This is a genomic window from Burkholderia sp. WAC0059, assembly GCF_002870125.1.
Lineage (GTDB): Bacteria > Pseudomonadota > Gammaproteobacteria > Burkholderiales > Burkholderiaceae > Paraburkholderia.
In genome coordinates, this window is sequence record NZ_PNEO01000002.1 from 264711 (window position 1) to 288088 (window position 23378).

The 23378-nt window shown below is 67.2% G+C and carries 19 protein-coding genes and 2 pseudogenes; 14 read left to right on the top strand and 7 right to left on the bottom strand.

Going from position 1 to position 23378, the window contains the following annotated elements; all coding sequences use genetic code 11:
- Window positions 1-43 precede the first annotated feature (43 nt).
- Window positions 44-409, top strand: a complete 366-nt coding sequence (locus CY652_RS03135) for a DUF3022 domain-containing protein (RefSeq protein WP_102129224.1) — start codon at window positions 44-46, stop codon at window positions 407-409.
- 108 nt (window positions 410-517) lie between these two features.
- On the opposite strand, the gene CY652_RS03140 is transcribed toward CY652_RS03135, so the two are convergent.
- Window positions 518-952 carry a PGDYG domain-containing protein gene (locus tag CY652_RS03140; RefSeq protein ID WP_102129225.1) on the bottom strand — a complete coding sequence of 145 codons (435 nt, stop codon included), beginning with the start codon at window positions 950-952 and terminating at the stop codon, window positions 518-520.
- A 175-nt stretch (window positions 953-1127) separates the two neighbouring features.
- Entirely contained in the window at window positions 1128-1619 is a 492-nt protein-coding gene (locus CY652_RS03145; protein WP_102129226.1) for a Spy/CpxP family protein refolding chaperone, read from the bottom strand.
- Between the two features lie 224 nt (window positions 1620-1843).
- Between CY652_RS03145 and CY652_RS03150 the strand changes: the two are divergent.
- The 9 genes and pseudogenes from CY652_RS03150 to CY652_RS03190 all read left to right on the top strand — a co-directional run.
- Window positions 1844-2089 (top strand): annotated as a pseudogene (locus CY652_RS03150) (Lrp/AsnC family transcriptional regulator); the annotation flags it as partial.
- Between the two features lies 1 nt (window position 2090).
- Window positions 2091-2578: pseudogene (locus CY652_RS03155) on the top strand (saccharopine dehydrogenase family protein); the annotation flags it as partial.
- A 276-nt stretch (window positions 2579-2854) separates the two neighbouring features.
- Window positions 2855-3832, top strand: coding sequence for a magnesium/cobalt transporter CorA (gene corA, locus CY652_RS03160; RefSeq protein WP_102129227.1), 978 nt, complete (start codon window positions 2855-2857; stop codon window positions 3830-3832).
- A gap of 318 nt (window positions 3833-4150) precedes the next feature.
- Entirely contained in the window at window positions 4151-5206 is a 1056-nt protein-coding gene (locus CY652_RS03165) for a LacI family DNA-binding transcriptional regulator (RefSeq protein ID WP_102129228.1), read from the top strand.
- A 377-nt stretch (window positions 5207-5583) separates the two neighbouring features.
- Entirely contained in the window at window positions 5584-6345 is a 762-nt protein-coding gene (locus CY652_RS03170) for a 2-keto-4-pentenoate hydratase (RefSeq protein WP_102129229.1), read from the top strand.
- Window positions 6346-6983: 638 nt separating this feature from the next.
- Window positions 6984-8906 carry a PrkA family serine protein kinase gene (locus CY652_RS03175; protein WP_102129230.1) on the top strand — a complete coding sequence of 641 codons (1923 nt, stop codon included), beginning with the start codon at window positions 6984-6986 and terminating at the stop codon, window positions 8904-8906.
- Window positions 8907-9060: 154 nt separating this feature from the next.
- Window positions 9061-10329 carry a YeaH/YhbH family protein gene (locus CY652_RS03180; RefSeq protein WP_102129231.1) on the top strand — a complete coding sequence of 423 codons (1269 nt, stop codon included), beginning with the start codon at window positions 9061-9063 and terminating at the stop codon, window positions 10327-10329.
- Window positions 10326-12011 (top strand): SpoVR family protein, encoded by a 1686-nt coding sequence (locus CY652_RS03185; RefSeq protein ID WP_102129232.1) that lies wholly within the window; start codon window positions 10326-10328, stop codon window positions 12009-12011. Before CY652_RS03180 ends, CY652_RS03185 begins: the two co-directional genes overlap by 4 nt.
- Window positions 12012-12320: 309 nt before the next feature.
- Window positions 12321-13997, top strand: coding sequence for a SulP family inorganic anion transporter (locus CY652_RS03190; RefSeq protein WP_258002170.1), 1677 nt, complete (start codon window positions 12321-12323; stop codon window positions 13995-13997).
- Between the two features lie 34 nt (window positions 13998-14031).
- On the opposite strand, the gene CY652_RS03195 is transcribed toward CY652_RS03190, so the two are convergent.
- Complete coding sequence (locus tag CY652_RS03195) at window positions 14032-14382, bottom strand: response regulator (RefSeq protein ID WP_102129234.1); 351 nt, start codon at window positions 14380-14382, stop codon at window positions 14032-14034.
- A 301-nt stretch (window positions 14383-14683) separates the two neighbouring features.
- On the opposite strand from CY652_RS03195, the gene CY652_RS03200 reads away from it, so the two are divergent.
- From CY652_RS03200 to CY652_RS03210, 3 genes are all read left to right on the top strand, one after another.
- Window positions 14684-14896 carry a hypothetical protein gene (locus tag CY652_RS03200; protein ID WP_102129235.1) on the top strand — a complete coding sequence of 71 codons (213 nt, stop codon included), beginning with the start codon at window positions 14684-14686 and terminating at the stop codon, window positions 14894-14896.
- 89 nt (window positions 14897-14985) lie between these two features.
- Window positions 14986-15318, top strand: a complete 333-nt coding sequence (locus tag CY652_RS03205; RefSeq protein ID WP_102129236.1) for a hypothetical protein — start codon at window positions 14986-14988, stop codon at window positions 15316-15318.
- 99 nt (window positions 15319-15417) lie between these two features.
- On the top strand, window positions 15418-16191 hold the full coding sequence (locus tag CY652_RS03210) for an IclR family transcriptional regulator (RefSeq protein ID WP_258002171.1): 774 nt from the start codon (window positions 15418-15420) through the stop codon (window positions 16189-16191).
- A 169-nt stretch (window positions 16192-16360) separates the two neighbouring features.
- Here CY652_RS03210 and CY652_RS03215 read toward each other — a convergent pair whose 3' ends face one another.
- A complete protein-coding gene (locus tag CY652_RS03215; RefSeq protein ID WP_102129238.1) occupies window positions 16361-17794 on the bottom strand; it encodes an MFS transporter in 1434 nt (477 codons plus the stop codon).
- 262 nt (window positions 17795-18056) lie between these two features.
- Here CY652_RS03215 and CY652_RS03220 point away from each other — a divergent pair, with 262 nt between their 5' ends.
- Window positions 18057-18734 (top strand): MgtC/SapB family protein, encoded by a 678-nt coding sequence (locus CY652_RS03220; protein WP_102129239.1) that lies wholly within the window; start codon window positions 18057-18059, stop codon window positions 18732-18734.
- A gap of 64 nt (window positions 18735-18798) precedes the next feature.
- Here the strand turns inward: CY652_RS03220 and CY652_RS03225 are convergent, their stop codons facing one another.
- Genes CY652_RS03225 through CY652_RS03235 form a run of 3 tightly spaced genes read right to left on the bottom strand, consistent with a single transcriptional unit; the run spans window position 18799 to window position 23311 of the window.
- Window positions 18799-20466, bottom strand: coding sequence for an efflux transporter outer membrane subunit (locus tag CY652_RS03225; protein WP_102129240.1), 1668 nt, complete (start codon window positions 20464-20466; stop codon window positions 18799-18801).
- A gap of 2 nt (window positions 20467-20468) precedes the next feature.
- Window positions 20469-22064 (bottom strand): DHA2 family efflux MFS transporter permease subunit, encoded by a 1596-nt coding sequence (locus CY652_RS03230; RefSeq protein WP_102129241.1) that lies wholly within the window; start codon window positions 22062-22064, stop codon window positions 20469-20471.
- 50 nt (window positions 22065-22114) lie between these two features.
- A complete protein-coding gene (locus CY652_RS03235; protein ID WP_102129242.1) occupies window positions 22115-23311 on the bottom strand; it encodes an HlyD family secretion protein in 1197 nt (398 codons plus the stop codon).
- Window positions 23312-23378: the final 67 nt, after the last annotated feature.

The window sequence follows — 23378 nt, forward strand, 5'->3', positions numbered from 1 at the left end:
GGCGCCTCATGCCGCGCTCATTTTCGATGATCGTATGACGCCCATGGAAGACTATCAGTACGAATGCGCGAGCCCGGACATCGAGGCGCTCGCGCGCGTCGTCGCCGACCTTTTTCCGGAGCAGACCCGTTTCGCCGAACAAGCCGCGGAGAACGGCGCGCCGCAACTGGTCGCGCACTGGGTCGCCATGCGCTTCGGCGCGACGGCGCGACGGATGAGGATGATCGTCGCCATCGCGCCGGCCGCGTTGGCGCGCTACCGGGCCCTGCCCGAGCGGTTGCGCGGCCGCAGCTTCGCCGTGCTTCGCGCCTACGTCGAGGCGACGCTCGGCTCGCTCGAGGAACAATACGCGAAAGGGGATGCGATCGAGCGCGAGATCGTCGTCGAGTTGGGCGACGACTTCGCCTGAGAAGCGGGCCGGTCGATCCCGGCCGCGGGACATCGCGGGTCCGGCCGGACTCTGGCCGAATCAATCGGCAAGACAACCCGCCGGACGATCGGCCGATCAATCAGTCAATCAATCGGCCAGACGATAGACTTTGGCGAAGCGGGCGGCCTGGACCACGCCGTAGTCGCCGGGCGCGTACTGCATGACCCAATCCCCAGCCGCGCCCCGCAGGCGATCGCCGGCGGCCGAGCGCCTGATCGAGAAAGGCCGGTCCATGCGTCTCGCCAGCACGACGGCGGGACGGTTGCGGTAGCGGCCCGACTCTCCAGGCACGAGCGTCGCCTCGGCCGGCACGTACTTCGCGTCGAAGCGCTCGCGCGAAACGACCCAGCGATCTCCCGTCGACCCCGTGATCAGCGCGTCGCCGCGCGCGTAACGATTCGCGCCTTCGAGGCTCATGAGCTCGCCGGCCTCGCGGGCAAACGCCACCTCGACCGTTTCGTCCTTGACGACGGCGTGCGCGGCGGGATCGGTACGCAGATCGAGATCGGTCAGTTCAATCATGGAAGCGGGAAGCGAAAAACGGTCGTGAGAAAGCAGGGGAGGAGAAGCCGTTGCGGCTGTTCAGGTCTCCCTGGCGGCCGCAAGCATACCGCGAAAATGCGCAACGCCTCCGGGACACGTGTTCCCGGAGGCGTTGCGCCGATACCGACTCGCGACTACGCAGGGTGATTGCAGGTCATTGCGCGGTCGACTCGCTGGCCGCTTCGGCCTTCGCGTGGCCACGGCCGCGGCGACGTTCGGCGGCATGCTCGGCACCCCGGTGGAACGTCGTGTCGGCCAGTTTCTTCTGCTCCGGCGAGAAGCTGTCGTAAAGCGGCTCGAACGCGGCGACGAGCTTTTGCATGCCGTCCGCGTGTGCCTGGGTGATCTGCGCGTACTGCTTCATGTCGTCGAGCGCCGACAGGGTGCTCTCGTCGGCCGCGCGCTGTTGATACAGTTGCGCCAGCGTCTCTCCATTGCTGCGCATCACGTCGGCAAACGCGTTCCACTGCGTGTCCTGCTGCGGCGTGATCTTCAGCGCCGAATGCAGATAAGCGATGCGCTCCTCGACGCGCGCTTCGCGATGCACGGCCGCCGACGAAGCCGGCGCGGCAGCGGAAGCCGCCGTCTGGGCGAACGCGCCGCTCATCGACAGCGTCGTGGCAAGGATGACGAAAGCTTTTTTCATTGTTACTCCTTGATGGGTTCCGTTTGGTAGCAATACGGGCCGATGCGGTGCAATACGGCACAGCGCCGGATTCTACCGTAGGCGCTATTAGTACCACGTTACGGGCGTAATACGCCCGCGATGCGACAACTGCTTACAAACGAAACGCATGGCAACCGGGTGGTCCCGACCATCGAACTTCGCGGGCGATAATGACGGCCTGCCCCCTTCGCAAGCCTCCTGCAATGCGACCTCCGCGTCTCGATCAACTGGACGAATTCGACCGCAGCCTCGTGGCGCTGCTGCAGAAAAACGCCAGGGAGAACGTCGCGAATCTCGCGCGCCGGCCCGGCGTGGCGCGCACCACGGTAATCGCGCGCATCGCGCGACTCGAACGCTCGCAGGTGAGCGCCGGTTACGGCGTGCGGTTCGGGCAGGACGTGCCCGACGCGAGCCTCCAGGCCAGGGTCGGCCTCATCGTCGAACCGAAACGAAGCGTTCAACCCCTCGGGCGGACTCGGCACGCTGTGCGAAACGCTGGCCGGGCAGGTCGAATCGCTCGACGACAAGTCGGTACGTTATCCGGGCCACCGCGACCTGATGCGCTTCCTGCCCGAAGACCCGCGCCTCGCCGCGGAACGCGACGCCCTCAAGTCGATGCTGCGCCGGGCGGTGCCGTCCACGGAGCAGGACATCGTGCTCGTCTTCGTCACGGTGACGGGCCTGCGCAACGGCCAGTTCGTGCAGCAAGTCTTCACGCGCAGGATGTTCGCGGGAACGGCCTTCGGCCTGCCGATAAGCGCCATCCAGATCACCACGACCGGCGCGCTCTGCGCCGTGCCCGATCTGTTCCGGGAAAAGCGGCTGCCGCGGGCGGGTTTCGTGCGTCAGGAGCAGGTGCCCCGCGGTCGTTCCTCGCGAACCGCTTCGGCCGGGCCTACGACGGCGCACCGCTGGCAGTGCCGGTGGCGACGGCATAATGCCCGGCCACCGTTCGCCCCGCCTGCGGCCGTCCTTCTGCCCGCATTCGCGCGCGACGCGTCCGCCCCGCGATATCGCTTCGCGATGCCCGGGTATCATGAGCGGCGAACTGCGGCGCGACGCCGTGGCCGACTCGAAGGAGCCGCGAGCCGGGCAGGGGACGGCCGGCTCGCGGGGAAACCCGACGTGCGCGCCCGGACGTTCGTCGCGCCACCTCATGACGCCGGGCCATCCACGCTGTCCGTCCGCAGCCCGGCCCACTGCCGGGAAAACGCATGCTGATCAACTGCGCCGCCTACGAGGACGGCAAAAAGCTGACTGATGTTGCGATCGACGACATCAGCGATTACGTGGAAAAACCGGAATGTTTCGTCTGGGTCGCCCTGAAGGATCCGGACGAGCTTGAACTGGCCGCGATGCGGAGCGAATTCGGCCTGCACGAGTTGGCCATCGAGGACGTGCTGCTCGGCAACCAGCGGCCGAAGATCGACGAATACGGCGACACGCTGTTCGCCGTCATCCACACCATCGAGATGGACGACGACGGCGAGCTGATTACGGGCCAGGTCGACGTCTTCGTCGGGCCGAACTACGTGCTGACGGTCCGGCACCGCGCCCAGCAAGGTTTCCAGGACGTGCGCCTGCGCTGCGAGCGCGAGCCGGAGCTGCTGAAACTCGGCTCGGGGTTCGTGCTGTACGCGCTCATGGACGGCATCGTGGACCGCTACATGCCCGTGGTGGAAGCGCTCAGCAGCGAGATCGACGCGCTCGAGGACCGCATCTTCGAGAAGCACAGCCTCTCGGAATTGCGCGCGATCATCAAGGATCTGTACTCTCTCAAGCGCCGCCTCGTCATCCTGCAGCACCACGTCGAGCCGCTGCTCGACTCGGTGAGCCGGCTCACCGGCGGACGCGTTCCACCGGTGTGTGCGGGCGTGCAGGCCTACTTCCGCGACGTCTACGATCATCTGCAGCGCGTCGTCAATACCATCGACGCGCGCCGCGACATGGTCGTGACGGCCGTCCAGGTCAATCTGGGCATGATCTCGCTCGCGGAAGGCGAGGTGACGCGGCGGCTCGGCGCGTTCGCAGCCCTGTTCGCGGTGCCGACGATGATCGCCGGCATTTACGGCATGAACTTCCAGGAAATTCCCGAGCTTCACTACCGTTACGGCTACCCGATCTGCCTCGCGGTGATGGCCGGCATCGACACCCTCCTGTTCCTGATGTTTCGCCGCGCGGGCTGGCTGTAGATCTCGCCGGAACGAAATAGAAACGTTTCCGCTCCGATCCGGCGTTCAAGAAAAAAACGTTGCCGCCGTTATCGAAACAGATGAGAGGGCGATTTGGCGGCGGCAGGCGCAACACAGAATGAGCCAGTACCATACCGGCGCGTTCCGTGCGTGAGGCGCAGGCGACCGTCCGATTTGCCCGGTCCGGCCGGCGCTCAACATGCCCGGCGCGGAAAACGGGGCCGCGCGAAAGCGACGGACGACGGCCGGCACCACCGGCCGCGCAGCAGTAACCGGCAATGCACATGACGGTGAAACAAGGCGGGGGAACAACAGCATATGGCGACGATCAAGGATGTGGCTGCCGCGGCAGGCGTCTCGTTCACGACCGTATCACACGTGGTGAACAACTCGCGGCCCGTTTCGGCGGTCGCGCGGGCGAAGGTCGAGCAGGCCATCCGTGAACTCAAGTACGTGCCCTCGGCGGTCGCGCGCTCGCTCAAGGCGCGCTCGACGGCCACGGTCGGCCTCGTCGTGCCCAACGGCACGAATCCGTACTTCGCGGAACTGGCGCGCGGCGTCGAGGACGGCTGCGCGCGCAAGGGCTACTGCGTTTTCTTCTGCAACTCGGACGACGACCCGGCCAAGCAGCGCAACTATCTGCGGGTGCTGCAGGAAAAGCGCATCGACGGACTGATCGTGGCGTCGGCCGGCGACGACGAGGTGCTCGCGCAGACGCTCGCCGGCGCGCAGGAACCGCTCGTCGTCGTCGATCGCAACATCGAAGGGCTCGCCGCGGACCTCGTGCAGATCGACCACGAGCGCGGCGCCTGGCTCGCGACGCGCCATCTGCTCGACCTGGGGCACGTGAGGATCGGCTGCATCACCGGGCCCGTCACGAAGGCGGTGAGCGCGATGCGCGTGCACGGCTTCCTGCGCGCGATGGCCGGACGCGGCATCGAGATCGAACCGGGCGCGATCGTCGAAAGCGATTTCTCGGCCCAGGGCGGCTACTATGCGGCGGCGCAGCTATTCGACACCATGCGCCCGAGCGCCATCTTCGCCAGCGACGACATGATGGGCATCGGTGCGCTGCGCGCGGCGGCCGAGCGTGGCCTGAACGTGCCGCGCGACTGCTCGATCATCGGCTTCGACGACATCGAGCTGGGCCGCTTCACGTATCCGGCGCTGTCGACGGTCGGCCAGCCGGCGCGCGCGCTCGGCGAACTGGCGGCGCAGACGCTGATCGAACGCATCTCGGGCGCGAAGCGCGCGCTCAAGACGCCGATGCGCCGGCGCGTTGCCGCGCCGAAGCTGATCGTGCGCGAATCGACCGCGCAGTGGACCGGCGCCGCGAACGCCGCCGTGCTCGCCGACCAGAACGCCGACGAATAAGGTCGACGCAAGGACCGGTTCGTACGCGCACCCGGCCCGGCGAGACAGCCGGCGCGGGGCGGACTCGCCGGCCATCGTCCTTCCTCCCGCCCATACCGAAGAAGGCCGCTGTTGCGACGCAACAGCGGCTTTTTTGTGTCCGTGCCGAAACCTGCGTGGCCGTGCCCGGTTCCGGTACAGTGACGGGCGCGGCGCGCGGTACACTGCTCCGGCTATGCTCCCGCGGGCGGCAGGCCTGCCGTGCCATGCGCCATGAGCAACCCGGCGCAACGGAGGAATGCTCCCGCGGGACTTACGGGATTTTCCTTGCGGTACGGGCGGATGCGGACGGGCCTCGCGGCCGGCAACGCGGCGGACAGGACGAAAAGGACACAGACATGACGCATGACGACCTCGCGCAACGCCTCGTGAGTGCGCGCCGCCGGCATCATCCGATCGAGAATCTGCCGCCGGAAAGTCTGCCTCCGGACGCGGCCACCGCCTATACGATCCAGCAGGCGGTCATCGCCGGTCTCGGCACCACCACGGGTGGCTGGAAGATCGGCGCGCGCACGCCGGGCGGCGCCGCTTCCGGCGCGCCGATCCCGGCCTCGCTCGTGTTCGCCTCGCCGGCGCGCGTGGAGCGGCGGCGCTTCTTCCACGTGCTCGTCGAACTCGAAATCGCGTTTCGCTTCGCCGAACCGATCGCGCCGCGCGCCGACGCCTATGCGCGCGACGAAGTGCTCGCGCAGGTCGGCGAGGTCCTGCCGGCCCTCGAGATCGTCGATAGCCGCTTTGCGCAATGGCCCGACGTCGCGCCGCTCGCGCAACTCGCCGATGCCCAGAACAACGGCGCGCTCGTGACAGGCCGACCGAAGCACTACGGCGCGCTGGCGCGCTCGCTCGATTTCGTCGCGCCCGAGCTGGAATTTTCGTACGCCGGCCGCACGCTCGTGCCCAGGACGCCAGGCAATCCGGCCGGCGATCCGCGCGAACTGCTCGTCTGGTTCGTCAACCATTGCGCCGCCATGGGCATTACGATCGAGCCGGACTGGACCGTGACGACGGGCTCGTACGTCGGCGCACACCGCATCGAGGAACCCGGCCTCGTGCACGGCCGTATCGACGGGCTCGGCGAAGTCGAATTCGAACTGCTATGAACCGCTGAAACGCCCCGACGGGCCATCCAAAGCCATCTCTCGCGAAAGGGACATTGACGCCCTTGCGACGCCCCTGGCCGCCCGGACGCGGCCCCTTCCCGGGAGAACCGGAAAAAGCCGCCGCAAGAACGACGTGAAGAGCGGACTCGGGACGAACCCCGGGGCATAGAGGCGAACCCGCATTCCGGACGACGCGCCGGACAAAAATTGACAATGACGCGCGTGGGCAACACGCGGTAACAAGCGACGGCAAGCGGCGGCAAATGCCGACAAACGGTAACAGGCAGGGTAGCAGACAGACAACAGGCGGGCGGCAAGCGCGCTCCACGATGCTCCGCGGCTTTTTTGTTCTGTGCGGCGCCGGCATCCGGACGAGGGCGGCAATAGCAGGCGAATAGCCTGTCGCAGCATCGATGCGCGCTGCTTCGTTCGCATCTGTGCAGTCTGGATTTTGCGCACCCGGGAAAAAGATTGTAAGTGACCCTGGGGCTTCTTCCAAGCGCTTTTCCGGGGCCTTTCGCGGCCCGATTTTTGCCGTGAAAAAAAATTTAAAAGGGTTTAGGATGAATTCGAGCGATGTCGTTTCCGATTAGCGCGCCGCGCACGGCGTCGCTCGAAGACTTCGGCGAGGAGGTAGCATGGATATCTACAGCAGTTTCGCGACGCGCTTCGAGAAGACGCGAGAAGAGGAGTTCTCGCTCGAGGAGTATCTCGCGCTCTGCAAGGAAGATCCCTCCGCGTACGCCACGGCTGGCGAACGCATGTTGGCGGCAATCGGAGAACCGGAACAGATCGACACCCGCAACGACCCGCGCCTCTCGCGCATCTTTGCGAACAAGGTGATCAAGGTGTACCCCGCGTTCCGCGAGTTCTACGGCATGGAAGACGTGATCGAGCAGGTGGTCTCGTACTTCCGGCATGCGGCGCAAGGCCTCGAAGAAAAGAAACAGATTCTCTATCTGCTCGGTCCCGTGGGCGGCGGCAAGTCGTCGATCGCCGAGCGTCTCAAGCAGTTGATGGAGCGCGTGCCGTTCTACTCCATCAAGGGCTCGCCCGTGAACGAGTCGCCGCTCGGCCTGTTCGACTACGACGAGGACGGCCCGATTCTCGAAGAGCAGTACGGCATCCCCCGCCGCTACCTGAAGAGCATCCTGAGCCCGTGGGCCGTCAAGCGCCTGCACGAATACAACGGCGACATCCGCAAGTTCCGCGTGGTGCGCCGCTATCCGTCGGTGCTGCGCCAGATCGCCATCGCCAAGACCGAGCCCGGCGACGAAAACAATCAGGACATCTCTTCACTCGTCGGCAAGGTCGACATCCGCAAGCTCGAGCAGTACGCCCAGGACGACGCCGACGCGTACAGCTACTCCGGCGGCCTGTGCCTCGCCAACCAGGGGCTGCTCGAATTCGTCGAAATGTTCAAGGCGCCGATCAAGGTGCTGCACCCGCTCCTCACCGCGACCCAGGAAGGCAATTTCAAGGGAACCGAAGGATTCGGCGCGATTCCGTTCTCGGGCATCATCCTCGCGCACTCGAACGAGTCGGAGTGGAAGGCGTTCCGCAACAACCGCAACAACGAGGCGCTGCTCGACCGGATCTTCGTGGTCAAGGTGCCGTACTGCCTGCGCTACTCGGAGGAGACGAAGATCTACGAGAAGCTGCTGCGCAACTCGTCGCTCTCGGACGCCGTCTGCGCGCCGGGCACGCTCAAGATGATGTCGCAGTTCTCCGTGTTGACGCGTCTGCAGGAGCCCGAGAATTCGAGCCTCTTCTCGAAGATGCAGGTCTACGACGGCGAGAATCTCAAGGATACCGATCCAAAGGCGAAGTCCTACCAGGAGTATCGCGACTTCGCCGGCGTCGACGAGGGAATGACGGGCGTGTCGACGCGCTTCGCGTTCAAGATTCTTTCGCGCGTGTTCAACTTCGACACGAGCGAGGTCGCCGCGAACCCCGTGCACCTCATGTACGTGCTCGAACAGCAGATCGAACGCGAGCAGTTCCCGCCGGAAACCGAGCAGAAGTACCTGTCGTTCATCAAGGACGTGCTCGCGTCGCGCTACGCGGAATTCATCGGCAAGGAAATCCAGACGGCGTACCTCGAGTCGTATTCGGAGTACGGGCAGAACATTTTCGACCGGTATGTCACGTATGCCGACTTCTGGATTCAGGACCAGGAGTTCCGCGACCACGACACGGGCGAGAGCTTCGACCGCGCCGCGCTCAACGCGGAACTCGAAAAGATCGAGAAGCCGGCCGGCATCAGCAACCCGAAGGACTTCCGCAACGAGATCGTCAATTTCGTGCTGCGCGCGCGCGCCTCGAACGCCGGCAAGAACCCGGCGTGGATCAGCTACGAGAAGTTGCGCGTCGTGATCGAAAAGAAAATGTTCTCGAACACGGAGGAACTGTTGCCGGTCATTTCGTTCAATGCCAAGGGATCGGCGGAAGAACAGCGCAAGCATGAGGACTTCGTCAACCGGATGGTCGCGAAGGGATACACGCCGAAACAGGTCAGGCTGCTCTGCGACTGGTATCTGCGCGTGCGCAAGTCATCATGAACGACGCAGCAGCGTTATCGCCCGTGCGGCCGGCCGTCCCGGGATACCCGGACCGGTTCGCCGCGCGGGCATCCGGCGGAACGTGGGCCGCATGGACCGGGTGGCCCGCGCGCGCAGCGTTCCGCCCACTCGAAACTGAAGCGGGAGACTGGGTGTGCTTCATCAAATCATCGACCGCAGGCTGGCTGGAAAGAACAAGAGCATCGCCAATCGCGAGCGTTTTCTGCGCCGCGTGAAGAACTACATTCGTCACGCGGTGTCGGAAGCCGTGCGTGACCGCAGCATCAAGGACATACAGAGCAACCAGAGCATCACGATTCCGCGCAAGGACATCGCCGAACCATCGTTCCGCCACGGTCCGGGCGGGCGCCGCGAGATGGTCCACCCCGGCAACGAGGACTACGTGCGCGGCGACCGCATTCCGCGGCCGCAGGGCGGCGCCGGCGGCGGAGGCAGCCAGGCGAGCAACGAGGGCGAAGGCCAGGACGACTTCGTGTTCGAGCTCTCCCGCGAAGAGTTCATGCAGTACTTCTTCGACGATCTCGAACTGCCGCGCCTCGTCAAGACCCATCTGCTCGCGGTGCCGACCTGGAAAAGCATTCGGGCCGGCTGGGCCGCGGAGGGCACGCCGAACAACATCGACGTGGTGCGCTCGCTGCGCAGCGCGCTCGGCCGGCGCATCGCGCTCGGCGCGCCGCTCGTCAACGAGCTGCGCGAACTGGAACGGCAGCTCGAGGAGATGAAGTCCGATCCGGCCGATCGCCGCGACGAGATCCGCCTGCTCGAAGACGACATTCATCACCTGCGCGGGCGCATCTGGCGCATTCCGTTCATCGACCCGTTCGACCTGCGCTACGTGAACCGCGTGAAGCAGCCGCAGCCGTCGAGCCAGGCCGTGATGTTCTGCGTGATGGACGTGTCCGGCTCGATGGACGAGCAGCGCAAGGATCTCTCCAAGCGCTTCTTCATCCTGCTGTACCTGTTCCTGAAGCGCAACTACGAACGCATCGAGGTCGTGTTCATCCGGCACCACACGCGCGCCGAGGAGGTGGACGAGGACACGTTCTTCCATTCGACCGAGAGCGGCGGCACGGTGGTGTCGAGCGCGCTCGAACTGATGAAGAAGGTCATCGAGGAGCGCTACTCGCCGAGCGACTGGAACATCTACGGCGCCCAGGCCTCGGACGGCGACAACTGGACCGACGACTCGCCGAAGTGCCGCAAGATCCTCGCGGACGATATCCTGCCGCAGGTGCGCTATTTCGCGTACATCCAGGTGACGCCCGAGGAGCAGAACCTCTGGCTCGAATATGCGCAGCTCGCGCTCACGCAGCCGCAACTGGCGATGAAGAAGGTCGATACCGCGGCCGACATCTACCCGGTGTTCCGCGAGTTATTCGAAAAGCAGGTGGCCACTTCATGACGACACGCCATCTGCATAACGAAGCGCGCGGCTACGAGCCGGAGCGCAAACGGGGCGACGGGCAGGACGGGGAGCACGGCGAGCCCCGCGAACCCGCCGCCGCTCGACGGGGACACGACGCAGAACCCGCCCCTCACGCGGCGCAAAGGGAAGTCCGTATGAACGCAGCCGACCGACGGCCGTTACCGTGTCCGTCCGACTGGACCTTCGAGCTCATCGAAGAATACGACACGCACATCGCGCAGGTCGCCGAGCAGTACGAGCTCGACGTCTACCCGATCCAGCTCGAACTCATCAGCGCCGAGCAAATGATGGACGCCTACGCGTCCGTCGGGATGCCGGTCAACTATCGTCACTGGTCGTTCGGCAAGCACTTTCTCTCGACGGAGAAGAGCTACCGGCGCGGGCAGATGGGCCTTGCCTACGAGATCGTCATCAACTCGAACCCGTGCATCGCGTACCTGATGGAAGAGAACACGATGACGATGCAGGCGCTCGTCATCGCGCACGCGGCCTACGGGCACAACTCGTTCTTCAAGGGCAACTACCTGTTCCGGCTCTGGACCGACGCGCACGCGATCATCGACTACCTCGTCTACGCGAAGAACTACATCGCGGAATGCGAGGAGCGCTACGGGCTCGACCGCGTCGAGGAACTGCTCGACTCGTGCCACGCGCTGATGAACTACGGCGTGGACCGCTACAAGCGCCCGCAGAAGCCTTCGCTCGAACGCGAGGCCGCGCGCCGCCGCGAACGCGAGACGTACCTGCAGTCCCAGGTCAACGAACTCTGGCGCACGCTGCCCGCGCGCAGCCTGCCGCTCGCCGAGGAAATCGAGGAGCGCTTTCCGCCCGAGCCGCAGGAAAACCTGCTCTATTTCGCCGAAAAGAACGCGCCGCTGCTCGAGCCGTGGGAGCGCGAGGTCATCCGCATCGTGCGCAAGATCGGCCAGTACTACTACCCGCAGCGCCAGACCCAGGTGATGAACGAGGGCTGGGCGACCTTCTGGCATTACACGCTGCTCAACACGCTCTACAACGACGGCAAGCTCGAAGACGGCTTCATGATGGAGTTCCTCCACTCGCACAGCAACGTCGTCTACCAGCCGCCCGTGACGAAGCCGTATTACAGCGGGATCAACCCCTATGCGCTCGGCTTCTCGATGATGAGCGACATCCGCCGCATCTGCGAGGCCCCGACCGACGAGGACCGGCGCTGGTTCCCGGAGCTGGCCGGCAGCCCGTGGCTGAAGGCGCTGCACTACGCGATGCGCAACTTCAAGGACGAGAGCTTCATCGCGCAATATCTCTCGCCGCATCTGATCCGCGAGATGCGGCTCTTCTCCGTGCTCGACGACGACATGCGCGACGCGCTCGAAGTCTCGGCCATCCACGACGACAGCGGCTACCAGTACGTGCGCCAGGCGCTCTCGCGCCAGTACGACATGCACCACCGCGAGCCGAACATCCAGGTGTGGTCAGTCAACACGCGCGGCGACCGCAGCCTGACGCTGCGGCACTTCATGAGCGACAACCGGCATCTGTCGGGCGACAGCGACGAGGTGCTGCGCCACATGGCGCGACTCTGGCAGTTCGACGTCTCCCTCGAAAGCGTCGACGAGAACGGCACGGTCCGCAAACGCTACGAATGCCATTACGTGCCGCCTCCGCTAAAGCTCTGAGCGCGCGCTCCGGTCGCCCCGCAGGATAGCGAGGCAACCCGCGCCGCTCACGCGACGACGGCACCGTCATCCCTCGCGGGCTTCGCGGACAGGCGGCATTCGACGGCCAGCGGCCAGCCTCCGGGCTGGCCTTTTCGCTGGAACCTGCGGACATCCCCGGAACGCATGGCACGCGCAAGACGCTGGCGGCCGGCAAACCGGCGTCTATGCCCCACGCGTCCACGCCATGGGCGCCCGCGCTACCATACCGGCCTGTTCACCCCTACCCACGGAAGACTCAGCGCATGCGAAAACCGCAAGGACCCGCCAATGGCGATTGAACTGTTCAAGGGCATCCGGCCGCTCACCCGGGCATCGGCGCTGCGCGACGCGCTGGCCGGCGTGACGCTCGCGTCGATGAACATTCCGCAACTGCTCGGCTATGCGCGCATCGCCGGCATGCCGGCCGTCACCGGGCTCTACACGGGCTTTCTGCCGATGATCGCATTCGCGATCTTCGGCGCGTCGCGCCACCTCGTCGTGGCGGCGGACTCGGCGACGGCCACCATCTTTTCGAGCCGCGTGGCTTCGCTCGCCGCGCCGTCCAGCCCCGAGTACGTGGCGCTGGCCGGCATCGTCGCGCTGCTCACGGCGTTGCTGCTGCTGATCGCGCGCGTCTTCCGGCTGGGCTTTCTCGCCGACTTCCTCTCGCGTACCGTCCTCACGGGCTTTCTCGCCGGCGTCGGCGTGCAAGTGGGCGTCGCGATGATGGGCGACATGCTCGGCCTCACGTATGACTCGTCGCGCACGACCGAACAGATCCTGCAACTGGTGCGCCAATGGCACGACGTGCATTGGCCGACGCCCGGCCTCTCGGCGCTCGTGGTGGCCGCGATCCTGATTTTCCGCCGCTACGCGCCGCGCGTGCCGGTGCCGCTCGTGGCCGTGGTCGCGGGCATCGTCGCGAGCGCGGCGGCGAACTTCGCCGGTCACGGCATCGCCGTCATCGGGCCGGTACAGGGCGGCCTGCCCCGGCTGCACCTGCCCCGGGTGAGCTGGCCGCAAATGCTCGACATGCTGCAGGTCGCGGCGTCGTGCTTCGCCATCATCGTCGCGCAAAGCGCCGCGACGAGCCGCGCGTTCGCGGGCCGCTACGGCGAAAGCGTGGACGACGACGCCAACCTGCTCGGCCTCGCGGCCGCGAACGCGGCGGCAGCCATGAGCGGGGCGTTCGTCGTCAACGGCAGTCTCACGCAGACCGCGATGGCCGACCAGGCCGGCGCCCGCAGCCAGTTCGCGCAACTGGTGTTCGCGCTCGTCGTGCTCGTCGTGCTGCTGTTCCTGAGCCACTGGCTCCAGTATCTGCCGCGCTGCATTCTCGCCGCCATCGTGTTCACGATCGCGTTCGGGCTCATTCACGTGCCGGCCCTGCGCGACATCCGCGCCGAAAGCCCCGGCGAATTCTCGCTCGCGCTCGTGACGGCCGCGGCGGTCGTCGTCATCGGCGTCGAGAACGGCATCCTGCTCGCCATCGCGCTCTCGCTGTTGCGCCACGTGCGCCACAGCTACCTGCCGCACACGATGATGCTCGTGCCCAACACCTCGGGCCGCTGGCTGCCGGTGCCGGCCCAGGCGGGCCTCGAAACGGCGCCGGGGCTGATCGTCTACCGCTTCGGCGCGGACCTCTTCTATGCGAACGAGCATCGCTTCAACGACGAGGTGCGGCTGCTGATCGAGCATGCGCCGGCGCCGGTGCGCTGGTTCGTCGTCGACGCGGGCGCGATCACCGACATCGACTACTCGGCGGGCCGCTCGGTCTGCGCGCTCTGCAGCGATCTGGCGCGGCAGGACATCGGCATCGTGTTCGCGCGCGTGAGCCGCTACCTGCGCTCGGACATGGACCGGCACGGCATCACGCTCGCCATCGGCCCGGAACACGTGTTCGAGACGTTGCACGAGGCGCTCGCGGTCGTGCATCCGGACATCGGCGTGGGCGCGGAAGCCTGAGGCGACGGGCGCGCCCGCGACGGCGAGCCGGGAATCACGGGCCCACGAGCCGGTCGATCAGGTCGAGCAGTTGCGACACGGCGAACGGCTTGCGCAGGAAGCCGGCCGCGTGGATGTCGTCGGGCGGCGTGACCATGGCCGACACGAGCACGAGCGGCACGCCGGCCAGCCGCGCGTCGTCGTGCATCGCGCGCGACAGGCCCATGCCGTCCAGCTCCGGCATCATGCAGTCGGACACGACGACGTCGGGCCGCTCCGCCAGCGCCGCCCGCAGCGCCAGCCTGCCGTTGGCGGCCGTCCTCACGCGATAGCCCTCGAGCCCGACCAGCGCCTCGAGGGCGCGCAACGCATTCGTATCGTCGTCGACCAGCAGTACCGTTGCCATCCGTTTTTCCCTAAAGGCCGTGCCAGCCTCGAATCGCCTCGTCGCCTGGCGCCATCGAGGCCGCCGCCCGGCGGCGGACCGGGGACGGCGTCGTCAACGAAACGCCTGTCTCCCCGAAGAAAGCCCGGGTTCGTACACTGTCCGCCGTTCATCCCCGTCGGCAAGGACGTACTGGCCCGTGCGGAAAGCGAGCAAGGCCCATACCCACCCCCGCGCCGCGCGTCGCCTGCTGCCGCGCATTGCCGACGGGCACAGGCGTTGCGAGGGCAGAGTCACGACTATCCACCCCCGGGGTTTCGCCATGAAAACGGTCCTGATGCCGGTTCTCGTCGCCGTCGCGCTCGGCACGGCGGCTGCGTGCGGAGGCTGCAAGCGTGCGGACAACGGCGTCGGGGAGAGCGGCGCGTCGAGTGCGGCCGATGCCACGGGCAGCGGTCTCACGGCAAGCGGGCTGAACGGACCCGCGATCAACCCCGCGCCCGCGCCGCGTCCCGGCACGGACGCGAACCAGTAAAGACGGGCCGGCGGGTAAGCGCCGCGGGTCCGTTGCACGATTTACCGCGTAGGGGAGGCGCACCGCCCCCGCGCCATGGAGAGGAGAAGATGATCGAGCACACCACGTCCGGGCCGCTGCCAAGAGGCGGCGCGACGCCGCGAACGCATTACCAGGCCAACATCTGCGGCGGCGACTTCGAACACGTGAAGCAGTGCTTCAGGCGCTGGAAGCACGAGCCGCTCGTCTCTCGCGCGGGCCACCGGATGTTCGAGGACAAGGAGGAAGTGCGGCGCGTGCCGGCGGACCCGGCGGACAACAGCGAGCGCGCGCAGGCGATGCTGCGCGAGATGTGCGATCCGAACGCGCCCTACGCCCTCGCGATCGAAGTCCATACCGGAGAGCGCGACATGTGGCTCGTGATGGCGGCCTACGAGGCCTGAGAAGCGGCGCATTTCGCGCGGGTTGCCAGTCCTCGGGCATCGCGTAAAATCCGGGCTTTCCCTGTCGCGACACGCACCGCCGGTTCATCGAAAATGCCCGTGGAGAAAACCATCCGGAAGGAAGAAGGCGTGGCCGTCATCGACCGCGCATGCGCGATCCTGTTCGCCTTCAAGCCCGAGGACACGGCGCTCACGCTCGCCGAACTGGCCGCGCGCACGGGGCTCTACAAGAGCACGCTGCTGCGCCTCGCCGGCGCGCTGATCCAGCACCGGCTGCTCGCGCGGCTCGACGACGGCCGCTACCAGTTAGGGCCGGCCACGTTCATGCTCGGCGCGCTGTACCAGCGCAGCCTGAATCTCGGCGACGTGCTGCTGCCGCTGATGCGCGAGCTCGCCGACGCGAGCGGCGAAAGCGTGTCGTTCTACGTGCGCGACAACGCGGTGCGCGTCTGCCTGCATCGCGTCGATTCGAAACATGCCGTGCGCTATCACGTGCGCGAAGGCGACGTCCTGCCGCTCGAAAGCGGCTCCGGCGGGCTCGCGCTGCTCGCGTTCGACGGCGAACCCGGCCCGGCGTTCGAGCGGATCAGGACGGATGGCTATTGCGTGTCGATGGGCGAGCGCGAACGCGAAACGTCGGGACTCTCGATGCCCGTGTTCGGCGTACGCGACACGCTGCGCGGCGTCATCACGCTGGCGGGCCCGAGCTCGCGCGTCGATCGGGCATTCGTCGTGCGCAATCTCGACGTGCTGTTCGACTGCGCCGCGCGCGCCACCGATGCGCTCGGCGGCGATTCCCGGCCGCTGCGCGCCGCCCGCCGGGCGGCCGCCGGAGAACGGGCCGGGAAGGACGCCGACGGCGGAAACAGGTAAGGCCGGGGGACAAGCCGGCTCCGGGCACGGGCAGGCTCCCGGCGCGCCGGCCGGCAGAGTCGGGCGGCCCGGGACCGCGACCGGCCCGTCGTCGTGCCGCGCTAACGCATGTGCGACGGACGAAAGACGGCGGCATCGTTTCCGTTGCCGCTTTCCGGGCCAACCCGGATCAACGCGAAATTTCCTCGAGCGTGAGGTTGTTGGTACGCGGGCCGAACAGGCCGATGGCGCCCATCACCACCACCATCGCGCCGCTGATGAGCGCGAACACGCCACCCACGCCGAAATGGCGCAGCGAAAACGCGATCATGAACCCGGAAAACATCGCGGACAGGCGCGAGATTGAGTAGACGAAACCGACCGCCGTCGCGCGGATGCGCGTCGGGAAAAGCTCGGTCTGGTAGGCGTGATAGCCGACCGAGAGCAGCGTGCCGCCCAGCGTGATGAGCACGCCGAGAATCATCAGCATGACGGGCGAGGTCTGCGTGGCGAACAGCCCGCCGAAAACGGCGATGCCGAGCGCGGAAAGCACGATCAGCGTCTTGCGCTCGATGCGGTCCGCGATCGCCATGCCGAGGAGCGGCCCGAACGGATTCGAGATCGCGATCACGAACGAGTACAGCAGGCTGTGCGTGATCGTCACGCCCTTGGACAGCAGCAGCGTCGGCACCCACGAGGCGAAGCCGTAGAAGCCGATCGACTGGAAGAAGTTGAAGACCAGCAGCGTGATGGCGCGGCTGCGATACGGCGGCTGCCAGATCTCGGCGAAGCGCGCCTTCGCGATCACGGGCTCCGCGCCGGCTTGCGCGGCGGGCAGGGGACGGCCGTACTGCGCCTCGATCTTCGCCTCGAGCGCGCTCAACACGGCCTCGGCCTGCTCGGTGCGGCCCCGTTGCGCGAGCCAGCGCGGGCTCTCCGGCACGCACAGGCGGATGACCCACACCACGAGCGCGCCGAGCGCGCCCGCGATCACGACCCAGCGCCAGCCGTCGACGCCCCAGGGCGCGCGCGGCACGAGCCACCAGGCGAGCAGCGCGACGGCCGGCACCGCGCTGTACTGGACGAGGTGCACGAAAGCGAACGCGCGGCCGCGCAGATGCTTCGGCACGAGCTCGCTCACATAGGTGTCGATGTTGACGAGCTCGATGCCCACGCCGATGCCGGCGACGAAACGCCAGAGATTGATGCCCGACGAACTCGTCTGCAGCGCCATGACGAGCGTGGCGACCGAGTACCAGAGCAGCGAGACCGTAAACATCGTGCGGCGTCCGTAGCGGTCCGCCAGCCCGGTCAGCAGGAACGTGCCGATGAAGAGCCCGGCGAACGACGCGGCGACGAACGCGCCGAGCCCCGAGAAGCCGAAGAACGAGGCCGTCGTCGTCGAATACAGCCCGCTCTTGACGAGACCCGGCCCGACGTAGGCGGTGAAGAACAGGTCGTAGAACTCGAACCAGCCGCCGACGCCGATCAGCAGCACCAGCACCCAGATCGCGCGCGTCGCCGGCAGACGGTCGATGCGGGCGTTGATGCCCTGGGGCGTACTGGCCGCGGCGGCCGGGGTACCGGGCGCGGCCGGGGTGGCGCCAATCGGCAAACTGGACATTCGGGCTCCTCCAGCGGATGGAATTCCGCAATCATTCTGTCAGACAGAATTCTGTTCTATTAAAAAAGAGCCCTGATGATAATCGTCCGGTCCAGGGTTGGAGACCAGGGTTTCGCCCAGGCCGGTCGATCGGGGAAATCGCCGGCTCCACGCGATGACACATAAATGTCACAATTCCGGAGCGCGCAGTCATAGACTGGACGAATGCCCATGCTCCCGGCATGGGCCGATGACGAACCCCCGACGTCAGGAAGGATAGCCCGTGATCAGTAACTTCGAACTCTTGTCCCGCCTCCTGCTGGCCGCGCTGCTCGGCAGCGTCATCGGTTTCGAGCGCGAGCGGCTGAACTGGGCGGCCGGCCTGCGCACGCACATGTTGGTGTGCGTCGGCTCGGCGCTGATCATGCTCGTCTCGGCCTTCGGGTTCTTCGACGTGCTGAACCAGAAGAACGTCGTGCTCGATCCCTCCCGGGTCGCCGCCCAGGTGGTGTCGGGCATCGGCTTCCTCGGCGCCGGCTCGATCCTGCTCCGGGGCGAGATCGTGCGCGGCCTGACGACGGCCGCGAGCCTGTGGTCGGTCGCCGGCATCGGACTCGCCGTCGGCGGGGGCATGTACACCGCGGCCATCGGCGCGACGGTCATCATCCTCATCATCCTCGCCGGAATCAAACCGATCGAGCGACGCTTCATCTCCGTCAAGCAGCAGCGCAGCATACAACTGCTCACCGAACGCGGCAGCGTCTCGCTCGCCAGCGTGCACGACGCGCTGGGCTCGGGCAGCGTGCGCATCAAGCAGTTCGTGGTCCAGCAGTCGGAAGACGACCCCGACCTCGACGACGTGCAGATCGCGCTGTCGCGCGCGACGAGCAACGAGTTCACGACGATCTGCGCGCGGCTCGAGGCCATGACGGGCGTGCGCAAGTGCCGGCATGGGGGATGAGGGCACACGGCCGCCCCCGCGGTCGTGCGGGGCATGCCGGCCATGAGCGCGGCGCGCAACGGTTTCATTGTCCCGGCGGGTGATCCGCCAAACCGCTATTCACTCCGCCCGGCGCGGCGACGGAACGGGATGGCGGGGCGATTTCGTCGGTGCCCGGCTCCCAGCCGCCCCCCAGGGATTTGTACAGCGAGACGAGGTCCGTGCAGACCTGCAGCCGCGCCTGCCCGGCATCGCGCTGCGCGTCGCTGACCTGGCGCGCCGCATCGAGCACGTCGATGAACGAGACGATGCCCTTGCGGTAGCTGTCGCGCGCGAGATCGAGCGCGCGCTGCTGGGCGACGACACTTTCGTCGAGCGACGCGGAACGCATCTGGTCCGTGCGGTAGACGGCAAGCGCGTTGTTCACGTCGCCCAGCGCGGCGAGCACCGTGCTGCGGTAATCGAGCGCGGCCTGGGCCTGCTCCAGCTTCGAGAGCCTCAGGTTCGCGACGAGCGCGCCGCCCTGGAACACGGGCAGCGAAACGCTCGGCCCCCACGACCAGAAGAGACTCGACCAGCGGGCAAGATCATGCGGCGTCGTCGCGCGCGTGCCCACCTGGGCGGAAAGCGAAATGTCGGGGTAGAACTGCGCGACGGCGACGCCCACGTCCGCCGTCGCGGCATGCAGCGAGGCCTCGGCGCGACGGATGTCGGGCCGGCGACGGGCCAGCGTGGCGGGCAGTCCGACGGGAACCACGGGCGGCGTGGCCGGCAAGGCGCCGGGCGCGGCGAGCCAGGCGTCGAGCGCGCCCGGCGCCTCGCCCGTGAGCACCGCGAGACCGTTCAGGCTCTCGGCGATCTGCTGGTCGTATTGCGGCACGAGCGCCTCGGTCCCGGTGCGCTGCGCCTGCGCGCGCTCGACGTCCAGCTCGCTTTCGAGTCCGTGCTGCGCGCTGTTGCGGGCCAGCTCGACGGTTTGTTGCTGCTGCTCGACGAGCGAAACGGCGATGGCGCGCAAGACCTGCGCGCCGCGCAACTGCAAATAGGTTTCGGCGACTTCGGCCTCGAGCGACACCTGCGCGTCGCGCTGCGATTCCACGGCAGCCTGGGTCTGGGCGTTCGCGGCCTCGACCGAGCGGCGCACGCGGCCGAACAGGTCGAGCTCCCACGAAGCGTCGAAGCCGGCCTGCCAGAGGTTGAGCGGCGCGGTGAGCTGGTCCAGCGCCTGCTGCGCGCCGCGCTCGGCGGCCTCGCCCGCCGCCGCGTCGCCGGACGACGATGCAGCCGGGCCGAGCCGATCGATCCGGTCGTAGACGCCCGCCGACTCCAGGAAGCCTTTGGCGCCGAGTTGTTCGCGTTCGTAGCTCGCGCTCGTGCGCACGTTGGGCAGCCCCTGGGACGCGGTCTGCGCCGCCTGCTCGCGCGCCTCGGCGATGCGCAGCACGGCTGCCTGGAGACTGGGGTTGCCGGCCAGCGCGCGCGCGACGAGCGCGTCGAGCGTCGGGTCGCCGAAGCTGCGCCACCAGCGCGGATCGGGATCGGCCTCGACGCTCGGCGTGGAAAGCGGCGCGTGGGCCGCGCCGGCGGCCGACGAAGCCGTGTGCCGCATGTCGTTCCAGGCGGCGGGCGCATGCGCGGCGGGCGGCGCGTAATCGGGCCCCACGGTGCAGGCACCGATTACGGAGGCAAGGAGAACCGCGGCAGCCACGCTGGCCGCGCGCCGCGCAACGCCGGAAGCGGGGCGCTCGCGCATGCTTAATGCCCCCCCTGCGATCCGGACGCCTTCGAGGACGAGAACAGCAGCGCGAGCGGCGCGATCGCGGCGCAAAAGCAGGCGAGCAGACCGAATACGTCGATGTAGGCGAGGATCGTCGCCTGCGAGACGAACGTTTCGTAGAGACGGCCGTTCGCGGTCTGCATGGCCTGCGCGAGCGTTCCGCCGCCGAGGTCGACCACGCCCTGCGCGTTGCGCTGCAGCGTGGTCTGAAAGTTCTGCGAGAGCGGCGAGAGGTGCGCCGAGAGATGCGCCATCCAGGCCTGCGAGCGCTCGCGGATCAGCGCCGTCGACACCGAGATGCCGATCGACCCCGACACGTTGCGGAACATCGTGAAGATCGCGGACGCGTCGTTGTTGAGCGCGGACGGCACGGTGAGATAGGCGAGCGTCGTCACCGGCACGAACAGGAAGCCGATCGCCACCGACTGCGCACTGCGCAGCTTCACGAGCGTGTCGTAATCGATGTCGGGAATCAGGATGCGCGCGTAGATGAGCGCCGCCGTAAGCAGCGCGAAGCCGGCGAAGACGAGCAGACGCGTCTGCACGTACGGCATCAGGCGGCTGATGACGGGAATCTCCATCGTGATGAGCAGCGCGCCCGGCGAGAGCACGAGGCCGGCGAGCGTGGCGGTGTAGCCGAGCTGCTGCTGGGCGAGTTGCGGGACGAGCACCGCGCTGCCGTAGAGCACGGTAGCGAATGCCCCGATCATGACGCAGCCGAGCGCGAAGTTGCGATCGCGCAGGCACGCCAGATTGACGACCGGATGCTTCGCGTAGATGAGCCGTAACGTAGCGCCCACGAGCCCCAGCACCGCGCAGACCGCGAACGTAACGATGAACGCCGAGCCGAACCAGTCGTCGTCCTCGCCGCGGTCCAGCATGACCTGCAGACACCCGAGCCCGATCGCGATGAGCGCGATGCCGGGAAAGTCCACGGTCCGCCAGTTCACGCGTCCCTGCGAGGCGCGCTTCACCCACGGCGGGTCCTCGACGAGCTGCCACACGGCGAGCGTCGTCAGAATGCCCACGGGCACGTTCAGCAGGAACACCCAGCGCCAGGTGAAATTGTCGGTGATCCAGCCGCCGAGCGTGGGGCCGAGCACGGGCGCCACCACGATCGCCACGGCGGAAATGGAAAAGGCGCGGCCCCGCTGGGCGGGATCGAAGGTATCGAGAATGATGGACTGCTGGTTCGGCTGCAGCCCGCCGCCGAAAAACCCCTGCAGCACGCGGAACACGACGAGCTGGCCGAGACTCGTGGCGATGCCGCACAGAAACGAACAGATCGTGAACGCGACGATGCAGAGCAGGAAATAGCGCTTGCGTCCGAGGATGCGGCCGAAGAACGCCGAGATGGGCAACACGATGCCGTTGGCGACGAGGTACGAGGTGAGCACCCAGGTGGCCTCGTCGTAGCTCGCCGACATGGTGCCCGCGATGTGCGGCAGCGCGACGTTCACGATGGTCGTGTCGAGCACCTCCATGAACGCCGCGAGCGTGACCACGACGGCGATCACCCAGGGGTTGGCGGCGGGACGCCAGCCGCCTTGCTTGCCGGGTTGCGCGTCGCTCATGGCAGAGGTTCCCGGGCGGGGTTAGGCATGCGGGCTCCGTTTGGCGTCGTTCAGTGCGTGAGATAGACCGTCGGCTCGACCGAGAGCCCGAGCGGCAACGGCCATCCGTGCGGCAGACCGCCGTCGATCATGATCTTGACCGGCACGCGCTGGACGATCTTCACGAAGTTGCCGGTGGCGTTCTCCGCCGGAAACGCAGAAAAGCGCGAACCGCTGCCGAGCTGGATGCTGTCCACGTGGCCGTGCAGCGTGAACTTCGGCCAGGCGTCCACGCTGATCTCGACTTTGTCGCCCGCTCGCATGCGCGTGAGCTGCGACTCCTTGAAATTCGCCGTGATCCAGACCTGCGGCGTGACGATCGAAAAGAGCGCCGTGCCGGCCTGCAGGAAGCTGCCGTATTGCACGTTGCGGCGCGTGACCCAGCCGTCCGACGGCGCGCGCAGATCGCACCACCCGAGATTGAGCAGCGCGGTCGTGAGCTGGGCCTCGGCCTGCGCGACCTGCTCGCGACGCTGTTCGACGAGCGCGACGGCCTGGCGGATCTGCTGCGGCACGAGTCTGGCGGTCCGCAATTGCGCCTGCGCACTCAGCACGTTGGCATGCGCCGTACGCGCCTGCGCCGTGGCGGTGTCGATGTTCTGCTGCGTGGTCGCGCGTGCGTCCACGTTGTGCTGGCGCGCGTAGTCGGCTTCGGCGCGCGCGAACGTGGCCGTCGCCGTTTCGATCTGCGCGCGCGCCTGCTCGTACTGCGCCGGATACTGCACGCGGGCGACGTCGAGCTGGGCCTGCGCGGCATCGAGTTCGGCGTGCGCGAGGCCCAGTTGCGCACGCGCCTGGTCGACCTGGGCCTGGTAGTCGCGATGGTCGATCTCCACCATCAGTTGCCCCTTGTGCACGTAGACGTTGTCGTCGATGGCGAGCCGCGTCACGTAGCCCGACACCTTCGGCGCGATCGTGATGGCGTTCCCGTCGGTGTACGCGTCGTCGGTATCGACCTCGTTGCGGGTCGCGAACCACCAGACGAACGCCGCGATCGCGATCAGGACGAGCACGACCGCGAGGATGATCAGCGGTTTTTTGCCCGGTCCCTTGCTGGCGTTCGCCTGTTGCGGGCCGTCGCCGTCATTGCCGTTCTCGCCGCCGTCACGACCCGGGCGGGGATGCCGGCGCTGCACGCTGCGCGGCGGCTTGCCATGGTGCCGTCGGCCCCATGCCCCGATGGCTCCGTTGTTCGCCTGCTCAACCATGGCGGAGGGCGGCGCCCGCAGGCGCGCGCGCCGGACGAACCGGAAGGACCGACGGACGGGAACGACT